At 66.9% G+C, this 14,053-nt stretch carries 14 protein-coding genes and 1 rRNA gene; all 15 read left to right on the forward strand.

All coding sequences use genetic code 11. The features are described 5' to 3' along the window. Positions 1–258 precede the first annotated feature (258 nt). The 15 genes from rrf (at position 259) to QP996_RS09905 (ending at position 14,030) form a co-directional block, all read left to right on the forward strand. Positions 259–376: ribosomal RNA gene (gene rrf / locus QP996_RS09840) — 5S ribosomal RNA — on the forward strand. A 1,259-nt stretch (positions 377–1,635) separates the two neighbouring features. Continuing rightward, positions 1,636–2,106: a hypothetical protein gene (locus QP996_RS11895; RefSeq protein ID WP_502870222.1), complete on the forward strand. Its 471-nt coding sequence runs from the start codon at positions 1,636–1,638 to the stop codon at positions 2,104–2,106. After that, a complete protein-coding gene (locus tag QP996_RS09845; RefSeq protein WP_502870223.1) occupies positions 2,025–2,699 on the forward strand; it encodes a hypothetical protein in 675 nt (224 codons plus the stop codon). The genes QP996_RS11895 and QP996_RS09845 overlap by 82 nt, the downstream gene beginning before the upstream one ends. 4 nt (positions 2,700–2,703) lie before the next feature. Beyond that, positions 2,704–3,687, forward strand: coding sequence for an HAD-IIA family hydrolase (locus tag QP996_RS09850; protein ID WP_284872457.1), 984 nt, complete (start codon positions 2,704–2,706; stop codon positions 3,685–3,687). Between the two features lie 5 nt (positions 3,688–3,692). Further along, positions 3,693–3,863, forward strand: coding sequence for a hypothetical protein (locus QP996_RS09855; protein ID WP_284872458.1), 171 nt, complete (start codon positions 3,693–3,695; stop codon positions 3,861–3,863). Between the two features lie 21 nt (positions 3,864–3,884). Continuing rightward, positions 3,885–4,709 (forward strand): TlyA family RNA methyltransferase, encoded by an 825-nt coding sequence (locus tag QP996_RS09860; RefSeq protein WP_284872459.1) that lies wholly within the window; start codon positions 3,885–3,887, stop codon positions 4,707–4,709. Continuing rightward, complete coding sequence (locus QP996_RS09865) at positions 4,710–5,630, forward strand: NAD kinase (RefSeq protein ID WP_284872460.1); 921 nt, start codon at positions 4,710–4,712, stop codon at positions 5,628–5,630. It begins immediately after the preceding gene. 40 nt (positions 5,631–5,670) lie between these two features. Further along, positions 5,671–7,398, forward strand: coding sequence for a DNA repair protein RecN (recN, locus tag QP996_RS09870; RefSeq protein WP_284872461.1), 1,728 nt, complete (start codon positions 5,671–5,673; stop codon positions 7,396–7,398). Positions 7,399–7,451: 53 nt separating this feature from the next. Further along, positions 7,452–8,684: a putative cytokinetic ring protein SteA gene (gene steA / locus QP996_RS09875; protein ID WP_284872462.1), complete on the forward strand. Its 1,233-nt coding sequence runs from the start codon at positions 7,452–7,454 to the stop codon at positions 8,682–8,684. Between the two features lie 14 nt (positions 8,685–8,698). Then, positions 8,699–9,547: a copper transporter gene (locus QP996_RS09880; protein ID WP_284872463.1), complete on the forward strand. Its 849-nt coding sequence runs from the start codon at positions 8,699–8,701 to the stop codon at positions 9,545–9,547. Positions 9,548–9,566: 19 nt separating this feature from the next. Next, complete coding sequence (locus tag QP996_RS09885) at positions 9,567–10,214, forward strand: NUDIX domain-containing protein (RefSeq protein WP_284872464.1); 648 nt, start codon at positions 9,567–9,569, stop codon at positions 10,212–10,214. 3 nt (positions 10,215–10,217) lie between these two features. Next, complete coding sequence (xerD, locus tag QP996_RS09890; protein WP_284872465.1) at positions 10,218–11,138, forward strand: site-specific tyrosine recombinase XerD; 921 nt, start codon at positions 10,218–10,220, stop codon at positions 11,136–11,138. 45 nt (positions 11,139–11,183) lie between these two features. Further along, positions 11,184–12,278, forward strand: coding sequence for a hypothetical protein (locus tag QP996_RS09895; protein WP_284872466.1), 1,095 nt, complete (start codon positions 11,184–11,186; stop codon positions 12,276–12,278). Positions 12,279–12,339: 61 nt separating this feature from the next. After that, a complete protein-coding gene (locus QP996_RS09900) occupies positions 12,340–13,209 on the forward strand; it encodes a ParA family protein (protein ID WP_070473791.1) in 870 nt (289 codons plus the stop codon). Beyond that, positions 13,209–14,030 carry a segregation and condensation protein A gene (locus tag QP996_RS09905; protein ID WP_284872467.1) on the forward strand — a complete coding sequence of 274 codons (822 nt, stop codon included), beginning with the start codon at positions 13,209–13,211 and terminating at the stop codon, positions 14,028–14,030. The genes QP996_RS09900 and QP996_RS09905 overlap by 1 nt, the downstream gene beginning before the upstream one ends. Positions 14,031–14,053: the final 23 nt, after the last annotated feature.

The following is a 14,053-nucleotide window of genomic DNA, read 5'->3' on the forward strand; positions in this document are numbered from 1 at the left end:
CTACTGGGTTGATAGGCCGGACCTGGAAGCACAGTAATGTGTGGAGGCGACCGGTACTAATACACCAATAAACACACTTCGCCACACCAATCATGGGTGTGAACACCGCGAAATACGAACACAAAAGAAGAGCATTGTCATGCTTGCGTCCACTGTGCAGTCACTGACACAACACACCAACCCGAAGACGTGGTTGGCCGAGACTTAAATTGCATACGCACGCTGATCACAACAGCGCCGCACATGCCCCCTAGGTGTGTCGGTGGTTGATGGCGGCGGGGAAACGCCCGGTCCCATTCCGAACCCGGAAGCTAAGCCCGCCCGCGCCGATGGTACTGCTCCCGGGAGGGAGTGGGAGAGTAGGTTACCGCCGACCCAACAACTTCACACACAGGCACCCGCCACACAACACGATCGTTGTGCGACGGGTGCCCTTTTTTCATATCCGCAGCCCGAACCCACCTGGCTAGACTCCGCATTGCGGACAACCACAGCACCACCCATCATTGGTGCACACCCCACGAAACCGCGGGGCGAGACCACCCGGCGGGGCACGACCCGTCAACAGGGGCCACATAGAGGTCGCGCGGGCAGCACGCGTTGCCACGATGACGCCTCCTGCGGGGCGGAAGTCGAGTACCGGTGGTCGAGTACGCACGCGTATACCGTTGGACTCGACCTCCGTTACTCGACCAACAACCCACACACGAAAGCCCGGGGCCGGGCCTAGACTCCGCATTGCGGACAACCACGGTGGAACCCACCATTGGCGCACACCCACGAAACCGCGGGGCGAGACCACCCGGCGGGTCGTGACCTGTCAACAGGGGGCACATAGGCGTCAGCGTGGCAGCACGCGCCGCCACGCTGACCCCTCCTGCGGGGCGGAAGTCGAGTACCGGTGGTCGAGTACGCACGCGTATACCGTTGGACTCGACCTCCGTTACTCGACCAACAACCCACACACGAAAGCCCGGGGCCGGGCCTAGACTCCGCACTGCGGACAACCGGACCGACACCAACTATGGGTGTCTACCCACGAACTACAGATCGGGCCCGACTCCGCATTGCGGACAACCGGACCCCACCCACCATTGGTGCACCCCACGACAAGCCGGGGCGTTGCCACCCGGTGGGGCGGGACCTGTCACCTGGGGGCACATAGAGGTCGCGGGGCCAGCACACGCAGCCACGATGACGCCTACTGTGGGGCGAAAGTCGAGTACCGGTGGTCGAGTACACCCGCGCACACCGATGGACTCGACCTCCACCACTCGACCAACAACGCACCCACAAAACCCCCGGTGCCGGTCCAGACTCCGCATTGCGGACAACAAGAGCCGGCCCCATCATTGGTGCGCACCCACGAACTACAGATCGGGCCCGACTCCGCATTGTGGACAACACCACCCCCAACAATGGGTCCGCACCCACGAATTGCACGAATCGACGTCGTTGTCGCGTTTTACCCAGGTAAGTTCGCCGTCGGTAGGCGGGCCGTTTTTGTCGAATAGTGCACAAAAGCGGCAAAAAGCGGGTGGGTTGGTCTTGGTAGCTGGTGCAGTGAGTTCGGGCTGAGTGGCGGACCTGCAGGTGGCGGGAGCCGGATGTGCCCGAGTGCTTGGCTTTCCTATAATGGTCGAGATTAGAAACGGAGGTCCCCAATGGCAGATGTGGACGAGGGAAGAGGGCAAGAGCGCTCTTCCGGCGATAACGGTCGCAAGGACAGCCCACGCAGGGAGCGCGGTGGCCGTGATGCCCGCAACCGTGATGGTCAGGGCGGGTCTCGCAGAAATGGCGGCGGTCGTGGTGAAGGTCGCGGTCGGGACGGGGACCGTCGTCGAGGTGAAGGCCGCGGACGAGGCGAGGGCTGGGACGGCCGCCAAGGTGAGCGCCGAGGAGACGGCCGTCGGGGCGAGCGCCGTGGCGAGGGCCGCGGACGCGACGGGGACCGCCGCCGGGGCCGTGGTGGTGTGCGCCACGACCGTTCGAACCCGCGCCGCGAAGGCTTCCGTGAGGACCGCATGGCGCAGAAGGAGCTGGAGCCCGATCTGCCGCAGGGCCTCGAAATCTCCGACCTGGATCCTTCGGTTCTGCAGGATTTGAAGGTGCTGTCGAAGGATAATGCGGAGCGCGTCGCAAAGCATATGCTCATGGCGACCGACCTGCTGTACGACGACCCGCAACTGGCACTGCAGCACGCGCGTGCGGCCACGAACCGTGCGGGCCGTGTGGGGGTGGTGCGCGAAACCAACGGTGTGGTTGCGTACCACGCCGGCGAGTGGAAGGAGGCGCTGTCTGAGCTGCGCGCAGCACGGCGTATCTCCGGCGGGCCGGGCCTGCTGGCTGTGATGGCCGACGCTGAACGCGGCCTCGGTCGTCCGGAAAAGGCGCTGGAGCTTGGCCGCAGCCCGGAGGCGCGCGAGCTGGACGAGGACGGCCAGATTGAGCTGGCGATTGTCCTGGCTGGTGCTCGTCATGATCTTGGCCAGCATGAGTCGGCCGTTGCGCAGCTGCAGCGCTTGAACCCGTCGCTGGATTCCCAGGGTCTTGAACAGGCGCGCCTGAGTTACGCCTACGCGGACGCCCTTTTGGCTACCGGTAAGGAGGCTGAGGCGAAGCGGTGGTTTGAGCACGTGGCCAAGATTGACGTGGACGGCATGACCGACGCGTCCGAGCGCGTGGCGGAGCTGAGCTAGAGCAATGACGCTTGCGGCGAACCATGACGGCTTGCTGCTGGACCTCGACGGCACTGTCTGGTCCGGCGGCGTGGCGATTGAGCACGCTGTCGAGGCGATTAACGCCTCCGGGCTGCCAGCGATGTACGTGACCAACAACGCTTCGCGCAGTGCAAAAGATGTCGCAGAGATGCTCCGCGCCATTGACCTGAACGCGGGCGAGGAGGACGTGCTCACGTCCGCGATGGCGGCGGTGACTATGGCGGAGCGTTACCTGGAGAAGGGGGATGCGGTCTACGTCGTGGGTGCGCCGTCGCTTCGCCATCTCGTCCAGGAAGCCGGCTACCGGGTCGTGGATAGCGCCGACGATGCGCCAAAGGTAGTGCTGCACGGACACAACCCAGACACCGGGTGGCGCGAGTTGTCGGAGGCTGCGCTGAGCCTGCAACGCGGAGCGAAGTACCTAGCCACGAACCTGGACACGTCACTGCCGATGGAGCGCGGCTTCATGGTGGGCAACGGCTCCATGGTCGCGGCGGTGACGTCGGCGACTGGAGTTGAGCCGGAGGCGGCGGGCAAGCCGGAGCCGGCGATGTTCACCCAGGCAGCGAAGTCGCGCGGCATACAGAAACCGCTCGCTGTCGGCGACAGGCTCGACACGGACATCGCAGGAGGTGTCGCCGCTGGCATGCCCGCGCTGCATGTGCTCACTGGTGTTTCCGGTCCGCACGCGCTGCTGCAGGCGTCCAAGGAGCACCGCCCGACGTACATCGCCGCGGACATGCGCGGGCTCAGCGAGGCACCCGAGACACTGGCCCCGGGTGCACAGGAGGGCTTCGAGGCGCGTATCGACGGCTCCGCCATCGCCCTGACCGGCGGCAACCCCGGCGCATCGGGCTTGGCCGCGCTTCGCACCGCGCTCGACGTGGCGTGGCAGCAGCCGGAGCCGCCGGCTGAGGTGCGCGCGGAGTCCGACGCCGCTGAGGCGGCACTCGCCGAGTGGTGGTGACCAAGATGAGTCCCGCTCCGATTCCCCGCGACCCACGCGCACCGAAGGTCAGCGCCGATGAGGTTACCGAGCGCATCGAGTCGATTCTGGCGGAGCCGACGGACGGCCTCGCAGCCGAGGTGGACGCACTGACTCGGGCGCACGCGGTGCTGCACGAGGCGCTTTCCGACAATTAGTTAAGAAAGGGGGCCGCTACCGTGGCACCGAAACGCACCCGGCTCGACGCGGAGCTGGTCCGCCGCAAGATTGCGCGCTCGCGCGAACAGGCGCAGACGTGGATCAAGGAAGGCCGCGTCCAGGTGGGTGGCTTCACGGCGACGAAGCCGGCGACGGTGGTGGAGCCGGAAGCGTCCATCAAGGTCAACACCGATGACGTTGACGATTGGGCGTCGCGTGGTGCGCATAAGCTGCTTGGCGCGCTTGAGGTGTTCGGCGGGGGCGGGCTTGCCGTCGAGAAGCGAAAGGCGTTGGACGCTGGTGCCTCGACCGGCGGGTTTACCGATGTGCTGCTCTCGCGCGGCGCGAGCGAGGTCGTCGCGGTGGATGTGGGTTACGGCCAGCTGGTGTGGCGGCTGCAAAACGACGAGCGGGTGCGCGTGCTGGACCGCACCAACATCCGCAACCTCACCTCGGAGATGATGGGTGGGCCGGCGGACCTGATGGTGGGCGACCTGTCGTTCATCTCGCTGAAACTGGTGCTGCCAGCGCTGGTGGACTGCATGATAGACGGCGCGGACATGCTGCCCATGGTTAAGCCGCAGTTCGAGGTGGGCAAGGACCGCCTCGGCAGCGGTGGCGTGGTGCGCTCGCCGGAGCTGCGCGCGGAGGTCACGCTGGACGTCGCGCGTTTTGCGCAGACGCTGGGCTTGTCTGTGCGCGGGGCGACGGCGTCCCCGCTGCCGGGGCCGAGCGGCAACGTGGAATACTTCTTGTGGCTGGTCAAAGATGGGGGCAAGCAAATGCTTGACGACGACGCACTGGCCGCACTGGTGAACCGCGCGATCGAGGAAGGACCGAAGTAGATGGGTGATGCAACACGCCGCGAGATCCTGCTGGTGCCGCACCTGTTCAGGGCCTCCAACATTGATTCGGCGGCCCGGGCGGCGCAGCTTCTGCAGCAGGCAGGCATCGAGGTCCGGCTGCTTGAGCAGGAGCAGATGGACGTCATCGAGACCAACCCGGTGCTGTGCGGGCTGACCCGCGCCAAGGCGGAAGACACCGCCGCCGCGGGTTGCGAGCTGGTGCTGGTGTTGGGTGGCGACGGGACGTTTCTGCGGGCGGCGAGCTACGCGCGTGCGCAGGACATCCCGGTGCTTGGCATCAATTTGGGCCACGTGGGTTTTCTCGCGGAAGGGGAAGCTTCAAGCCTGGAAAAGGTCGTCGGCCAGGTGATCGACCGCTCCTACCGCGTGGTGGAGCGGATGACCTTGGACGTGTCCGTCATCGGCGAGGGCGGGGAGGTGCTCGGCCGCAGCTGGGCGCTCAACGAGTGCAGCATCGAAAACTCCGACCGCACCCGCGTGCTCGACGCGACGTTGGAGGTGGATTTCCGGCCGGTGTCCTCCTTCGGCTGCGACGGCGTGCTGATTTCCACGCCGACGGGCTCAACCGCGTACGCCTTTTCCGCCGGTGGGCCAGTGATGTGGCCGCAGCTGGAGGCGATTCTGGTGGTGCCGAACAACGCGCACGCGCTGTTTGCCAAGCCGCTGGTGGTGGCTCCGACGTCGACTGTGGCGGTGGAATCGGAGCGGCAGACTACGCAGGCCACCGCGGTGATGGACGGCCAGCGTCGCTTGACGGTGCCGGCTGGCTCGCGCGTGGAAGTGGCGCGGGGCGAGCGCGGGGTGCGGTGGGTACGCTTGGACGACAGACCGTTCACGGACAGGCTCGTGGATAAGTTCCAACTCCCGGTTTCCGGGTGGCGCGGCCCACGCGGGGCGTAAATCTGACAGGCCTTAAAGGCACCGACAGGGAGGCACGTTTTTGCTCGCTGAGATCGCTATCTCCAACCTTGGCGTGATTAGCCACGCCTCGTCTGAGCTGTCGCCGGGGTTGACCGTGCTCACGGGCGAGACGGGCGCGGGTAAGACGATGGTGGTCACAGGCCTGCGCCTGCTCACCGGCGGGCGTGCCGACGCCTCCCGCGTGCGCACCGGCGCCGACGGCGCGGTGGTGGAGGGTGCCTTTAGCACGCAAGGGTTGCCGGAGGAAGTGCGCGAGGCTGTCGACGCCATCGCGGCTGGCGCCGGAGCAGAGCCGGACGAAAATGGCGAGTACGTGGTGTCGCGCTCGGTGAAGGCGTCTGGCCGTTCCAGCGCCCACCTCGGCGGGCGAAAGGTGCCGGCGGCGACGTTGAGTGAGTTGGCGGGCCACCTGCTGACCATCCACGGTCAGAACGACCAGCTGCGGTTGATGGCGCCGGAACAACAGTTGGCCGCGCTCGACCGCTTCGACCCGGCTATCCAGGCCAAGCTGGAGGCGTACCGTGAGGCGTACGCCGCTTGGCGTAAGGCTGCGAAGGATTTGCAGGAGCGCACCGAAAAGCGCTTGGAGCTGGCACAGGAGGTGGATCGGCTCCAGTTCGCCATCGACGAGATCGACGCGGTAGCCCCGCAGGCCGGCGAGGATGAAGAGTTGGTGGCCACCATCAACCGTCTCCAGGATGTGGACGCGTTGCGGGAGGCCGCAGAGACCGCGCTTGTGGCTATCGACGGCGCGGACGCCGTCGGCGGCGTCGGTGGGGAAGAGGAGCCCGCCTCCGACCTGATCGGGCGTGCGCAGGCGGCGCTTGAAGGCGCCAGCGACCAGGAGCTGCGGGACCTGGGGGTCAGGCTGGGCGAGGTGGCCGGCGTGCTCTCGGACGTCTCCGCGGAGCTGGGCAGCTACACCGGCAGCCTCCCGTCCGACCCGGAGGAGCTGGAGCGGCTCCTGCAGCGCCAACAGGAGATCAAAGGCTTGACCCGCAAATACGCCCCGGACGCCGCCGGTGTGGTGGCGTGGCGGGACAAGGCTGGGGCACGGCTGGCACAGATCGATACGTCGGAGGGTGCCGTCGAAAAGCTGAAGGCGAAGGTGACCGAGCTCGAGCAGGCGATGACAAAGCGCGCCGCCGCGCTGACGAAGGCGCGCACCAAGGCCGCGGCGAAGCTGGGCGAGGCGGTGACCAAAGAGCTGCACGGGCTGGCGATGCCGAAGGCGCAGCTCACCGTCAACGTTGCACAGGCGCAGTACGGCCGCGACGGGGCCGACGCGGTGGAGATCCTGCTCGCGCCGAATAGCGCGCTTGAGCCGAAGCCGCTGGCCACGAGCGCGTCCGGCGGCGAGCTGTCGCGCGTGATGCTCGCGCTCGAGGTGATTTTGTCCGAATCCTCCAGCGGCGCGACGCTGGTGTTCGACGAGGTGGACGCGGGCGTGGGCGGGCGCGCGGCCGTGGAGATCGGCCGGCGCCTCGCGCGACTGGCGCGCGGCAACCAGGTCATTGTGGTCACGCACCTGCCGCAGGTGGCCGCCTATGCCGACACGCACCTGCACGTGTCCAAGGACATCGGTGACGTGGCCGTGACCTCCGGTGTTGCGGCGCTGCAGCCGGAGGAGCGCATCGAGGAGCTGGCCCGCATGATGGCGGGCATGGACGATTCTGACACCGGCCGCGCCCACGCCGCGGAGCTGTTCGAGCGTGCCCAAGGTGAGGTGGCGCAGTTGCGCGGTTAACGCCTCCGCGCGCCTCCCCGGTTCAGGCAGGTCACCGTTGCACAATGGTGCGCATGACTGTTGCACCCTCCGCCCAAGAACCCACCAAGGAACCGCCCGCGGCCGAGCTGCGCGGCACCTTGCGCGACTGCACCCCGCAGGGCAAGGGCCTGGGCAAGCTCGGCGAGGGCGACATCGTGTTCGTGGACGCGCCCGACTTGCAGCGCCGCCTGGCTGAGCAGATCATCGCTCGCCGCCCGGCGGCAGTGGTTAATCTCGCGCCGTACTCCACTGGCACGCTGCCCACGTTCGGCCCACATCTGCTTCTCGACGCAGGCGTACCCCTGTTCGAGGCAGCCGGCACGGAGTTGCGCGGCAAGATCCGCGACGGCAAGAAGACCGTGGTCTCGCCGGGCGGACAGATCACCGTGGGGCGCAAGGTTGCAGGTCAGGCGCAGCCGGTGACCCGCACAAAGGTGGACGCCACGTTCGCCCAGGCTCAGCGCGGCCTGGTGGAGAACATGGAGGCCTACTTCGGCAACACCATCGAGTTCATTCACTCGGAGGCGGCGCTGCTTATCGACGGCGTCGGCGCCCCGGAGCTCGGCGACATCATGGCCGAGCGCAAGGTGCTGGTGGTCTCGCCGGCGCCCGACACCCGCCAGCGCATGGAAGAGTTGAAGAACTTCATGCAGGAGTACACGCCGGTGGTCATCGGTGTCGGCTCCGCCGCAGACACACTGGCGTCCATGGGCTACGCCCCGGACATCATCGTGGGCGACCCGAAGGACGTGGCATCGGAGAACCTGCGCTCGGACGCGAAGGTGATTCTGCCTGCGGAGCCGGACGGCTACGCGCCCGGACTCGAGCGCATTCAGGACCTCGGCGTGGGCGCGATGACCTTCCCTGCCGCCACGGATTCACCGACTGACCTGGCCATTTTGCTGGCCACGTTCCACGACGCCGAGATGATTGTCACCGTGGGCCAGCCGGTGGAGCTGGACCGTATCTTCGCCGATTCCGCCACCACCGCGGGCACCCCGGCCACGGAACCGGCGGCACTGCTCGCCCGGCTCAAAGCGGGCCGCAAAATTGTGGATTCTTCCGTGATCACCAACCTGTACGCCGTCGAATCCGGCGCGGGGGTGGCCTGGGCGTGGGCGATCCTCGGCGTGCTCGTTGCCGCTGCGGCGGCGATCCTGATCGCCGGGCTGGGCGGTGACGGCAACTTCGCCGACAACCTCGTAGACACCTGGAACACCATCGCGCTGACGGTGCGCGGCTGGTTCGATGGCTGGACTAACTAGGAGGGCAGTGTCTGATGGCGAAGACTCAAGGCAGGGTGGGCCTGATTGCAGCTGGTCTGGGCTGGGGCGCAGCGCTCGGCATCGCGTTAGGTGCGCTTGTGCTGGCACCGGCGATGCCGGGCAAGGTGGACCTCGGTTTCTCCCAATACAAAGCTGATGCCCCCGCGAAGCCAGCCGTGGACGACACGGAGTTTGAGGCTGCGGAGGCGCGCGCGGAGGAGGCGAACGACTTGCTGGCGCAGGAGTCCGGCTCCATCGTCTCCGGCGCGTTGAAGGACGTTCCGGTGACCATCGTGCGCACGGCCGCGGCGGATTCGGAGGACGTGGAGTCCGTGCGCTGGCTGCTCAACGCCGCCGGAGCATCCGACTCTGGCGAGTTGACGTTGACGGAGCGTTTCACCGACCAGGCGGGCGCGGACGAGCTGTCCAGCATCGTCGCCAACACGCTGCCTTCGGGCGCGCAACTGTCCGTGGAGGAACGTTCCCCGGGCCTGCACGCGGGTCAATCGCTTGCGGCCGTGCTTTTCGACGACGGCGCGTCGGGCGAATCCAAGACTCTGCCGGACGACCGAACCCTGGTGTTGGAGACGCTGCAGCAGGCCGGGTTTATCGAGTTCAGCGGTTCCATCGTGCCGGCCGGCGCGGTGGTCATCGTGGACGGGCCGGCACGCGGAAGCGACTTCGGCGCCAAGGTCATCGGCGATTTCGCCAAGGCCCTCGGGGCGGAAGGCAAGACAGCGCTGGCGTCCCAGGACGGTGAGCCCGACCCCATCAGCGGGGTGAAGACTGTCGGCGGTGTGGATTACGAGGCCGGGCGCATCAAGTCGGTGCTCGCGGTATCCAGTGGTGGCGGCGAGGCCTAAGGCTCGTAGGCTTGGGCCCATGAGCCACGAATTCACTGTCACTGGATCTGAAGTCGTCCTTGACGCGCCGATCATCGCGGTGCGCCGCGACCAGGTGGTCATGCCGGGAGGCACCGAGGCCGCCCGCGAGATCGTCGAGCATTTCGGCGCCGTCGCCGTGGTCGCGCTGGACAGTCAGGGACGTGTGGCGCTGGTGGAGCAGTACCGCCACAGCGTGGGCGAGCGCCTGCTCGAGCTCCCCGCCGGGCTGTTAGACATGCATGCCGAAGACGAGCTGACCTGCGCGAAGCGCGAGCTGCAGGAGGAGGCGGGTCTGGCGGCAGACGAGTGGGGCGTGCTAGTGGATCTGGTCACCTCCCCGGGCTTCGCGGAGGAGACGGTGCGGGTGTTCATCGCCCGCGGCCTGCACGAGGTGGAACGTCCCGAGGCCGAAAACGAAGAGGCCGACATGGGCTTTGCATGGGTGGACCTGGAGGAGGCCGCGGATAAGGCGCTGCGCGGCGAGGTGGTCAACTCGATTGCGGTCTCCGGCATCCTCGCGGCCGCGCGCCTGGTGGCACGGGGTGAGGCACCCCGGCCTATCGACGAGCCGTTCCGCCTGCGCCCGACATCCTTGGCCAACCGCCGCGCAGAGCAGGGCGTCGTGCCGGACATGAAGCGGATCTAGCAGGTGGACGCGAAGGCACTGGCGCAGCGCTGGCTGACCCACCTTGCCGTTGAGAGGGGAGTCTCACCCCACACGCTGAGCAACTACACCCGCGACGTCAACCGCTACACTGCGTGGCTTGCGGCGGCGGGCAAAACCGATCTGAGCCAGGTCACCGCCACCGACATCGAGGCATACGTGGCGGACCTGCGCCGCGGCGTGGACGGGGCGAAGCCCCTGGCCGCGTCCTCGGCCGGCCGGGCGCTCACCGTCGCGCGCGGCCTGCACAAGTTCGGGGTGGAAGAGGGCGAACTGCCGGCGGATGCGGCCGCAGAGGTCTCGCCGCCGCAGACCGGAGAGCGCCTTCCGGACACCCTGAGCATCGAGGAGGTGGCCAAGCTTCTCGACGCCTGCCCGACCGAAACCCCCTCCGGCCTGCGCGACAAAGCGCTGCTGGAGACGCTCTACGCCACCGGCGCCCGCGTCTCCGAGGTGCTTGGCTTAAGCGTCGACGACGCAAACGCCGCCCTGGACGGCGAGTACGGCGGAGTGCTGGCGGTGACCGGCAAGGGCAACAAGCAGCGCCTGGTGCCGCTGGGGTCCAAGGCGCAGGAGGCGCTGGAGGCGTACTTGGTGCGCGGCCGCCCGGCGTTTGCCAACGGGACGTCGCACGCGCTGCTGCTGAACAAGCGCGGCGGGGCGTTGTCCCGCCAAAGCGCGTGGAACGCGATCAAGGCAGCGGCGGCCCGGGCGGGGATTGACAAGGACATCTCGCCGCACACACTGCGGCACTCGTTTGCCACGCACCTGCTGGAAGGCGGGGCGGACGTGCGAAGCGTCCAGGAACTCCTCGGTCATGCCTCAGTGACCACCACGCAGATTTACACCCACATCACAGCCGATAACCTGCGCGAAGTTTGGCGCAGTACGCACCCGCGTGCGTAAACTCGGCTGCTTGATTGACGTACGCAATTAACGGGAGAACTAACCATGCGACCCGCATCCTCTACACCGCACAGCACGCGCCGCGCTGCGCTGCTCGCCGTGCCCGCCGCGCTATTACTCGCGGCACCGATCGCTCCGGTGGCGAACGCGCAGCTTCCGGGCGGGATGAGCCCGGAGGAGGTGCAGTCCATGATCCCCGGCGAGATTTCCGTGCCGGCAGGCGAGAGCACGACTGTGGACGTGGGCGTTCCTGTGGACGTGAACTATTCCTCTGGCGGGTGGACGGTGACCTCGTCCGGCACGTCCGTGACCGTGAGCGCGCCGAACCAGCCGGGGGCTACGGCGGCGGTGCCGGCTAGCGCTGGCGGCTACTCGGCGACGGTGAACCTGGTTGCCGTCGGTGACGGATCCGCAGATGTCGGCGGGGATACTGGTGCTGGATCCGGAGAGTCCGGCGGGGGAGCAGGCGGCGCCGCTGCCGGGGGAGGAGCTTCCGATAACGACGCCGACGGCGGCGCCAATGACAGTCAAGGTGGTCAAGCCGGCGAGTCTGGCGGTGCGGGCAACGCTGGCAGTGCTGGTGGCGGAAGCGCCCCGGCAGTGTCGCACCCGTCGCGGTCCAAGGCGGAGCCCGCTGACGATGCTGCCGCGACCAAGCTGTACTTCGATGGCGAAATTCGAGACAACACGATCGTGGTGAAGGTACCGCTGAGCCGTGTCAAGGACCTGATGAAGTACGCCAGCTACGACACGGAGGGTGCCACGCTGCGCTACCTGGACGTCAATGGCCAGATCATTGAGGGCGTGGAGCGCGACATCGACAAGGCCGGCCGCACGATTACCCTCACGTACCCGGAAGGGCAAACGCCGGACAACCCGTTCATTATGGAAATGGTGCGCGACGGCAAGGCGGATTTCGTCGCGGTGATCACCTCCACCAACGTCCAGGTGGAGCGGGCCGGAGACAGCAATGCGGACAACCAGTACGGCGACTACGCGAACCAGGATGGTCAAGGTCGTGGGGTTGACGAGAGTTCGTCGATAAGCGATGTGCTTCCGCTTGCAATTGCAGGAGCTGCGTTGCTGGCAGCAATCGCGCTGCTGGTTGTGTTCCTGCGCCGGAGGCGCGGGCAGGCGTAATGACAACGTTGTAAGATGGCGGAAGTCAAGGGTTTGGACGTGATTGAGGGAAGGACCGGCCATGGCGGACGAGGCGCTGTTTGACGCTGCGGACCAGAAGACGTTTCTGACCGGGCGGCCGTGGCGCGAGTTCGCCCAGCCGAAGGAGCTGGACAAGCACGGGCCCGCCACGGTGATCTCCATGGTCAACCAGAAAGGCGGGGTGGGTAAGACCACCTCCACGATCAACCTCGGTGCGTGCCTGGCGGAGCAAGGCCGCAAGGTGCTGCTGGTGGACTTGGACCCGCAGGGTGCGCTTTCCGCAGGTCTGGGCGTGTCCTACGAGGAAGACCAGGTCACCGTCTACGACTTGCTGTTCGACAACACCGCAAGCATCCACGCCGCGATCAACACGACCAACGTCTCCGGGCTGGACGTGGTTCCCGCCAACATCGACCTGTCGGCGGCAGAAATCCAGCTTGTCAACGAGGTTGGTCGCGAGCACACCCTGGCCCGCGCGCTGCGCCCGGTGCGCAACGAATACGACTTCATCATCCTCGATTGTGGGCCTTCCCTCGGATTGCTCACTGTTAACGCGCTGGCCTGCTCGCACGGCGTGATCATCCCAATGGAGTGCGAGTACTTCTCTCTGCGCGGACTGGCGCTGCTCACGGACACGGTGGAGAAGGTGCGCGACCGCATCAACTTCGATCTGGACATCGTGGGCATCCTGGTGACCATGTTCGACCGCCGCACCACCCACGCCCGCGAGGTGATGGACCGGGTGGTAGAGGTCTTCGGAGAGCGCGTCTTCGACACCGTGATCACCCGCACCGTGCGCTTCCCCGAGACGTCTGTGGCCGGCGAGCCGATCATCACCTGGGCGCCGAACTCCCAGGGCGCGGATCAATACCGCAATTTGGCGCTCGAGGTGCTGGAGCGCACCAGCTAGTGGCGGCGGCAGCGCCCGAGCAGTACCCCCAGCCGGAGATCACAGGGTTCACCCTGGCTCTGCAGAACTTTGAGGGGCCGTTCGACCTGCTGCTCACGCTGATCCAGTCGAAGAAGCTGGACGTGACTGAGGTGGCGCTCGCAGAGGTGACCGACGAGTTCATCGCGTATACCCGTGCGCTCGGGGAGACAGAGGCGTTGGACGAGGTCACTGAGTTCCTCGTCGTCGCGGCCACCCTGCTCGACCTGAAGACCGCGCGGCTGCTGCCGGGCAATGACGGCGAGAACATCGAGGACCTGGAGCTGCTGGAAGCCCGCGATCTGCTGTTCGCCCGCCTGCTGCAGTACCGCGCCTACCAGCGCGTGGCCGACCAGTTCGCCGAGTGGCAAAAGCACGCGCTGCGGCGCTACCCGCGGGCGGTGTCCATGGAGCCGCGGTTTGTGGACCTGCTGCCCCCGGTGGATCTGGGGCACACCCCGGCCAGTTTCGCCGAACTGGCGGCTAGCGTTTTCCGCCCCCGCCCGCCGGAGGAGGTGCGCACCGACCACCTGCATGCGCAGGCGGTATCCGTGCCGGAGCAGGCAGGCAAGATTCTGAACACGCTGAAGCTCGCCGGCACCGGTTCGTGGCTGACGTTCGCTGCGCTCACTCGCGACTGCACCAGATCCATGGAGGTGGTGGGCCGCTTCCTGGCCCTGCTGGAGTTGTACAAGGCCAAGGCCGTGGAAACGGAGCAACCGGAGGCGCTCGGACGACTAGACGTGTCCTGGACAGGGCTCGAAGTGGACCCGGCGGTGGTCGCCGCCTCGAACTGGACGTAAGCGCCGGGCGGGCACACGGCACC

The sequence above is a fragment of the Corynebacterium sp. MSK008 genome, from assembly GCF_030232585.1.
Lineage (GTDB): Bacteria > Actinomycetota > Actinomycetes > Mycobacteriales > Mycobacteriaceae > Corynebacterium.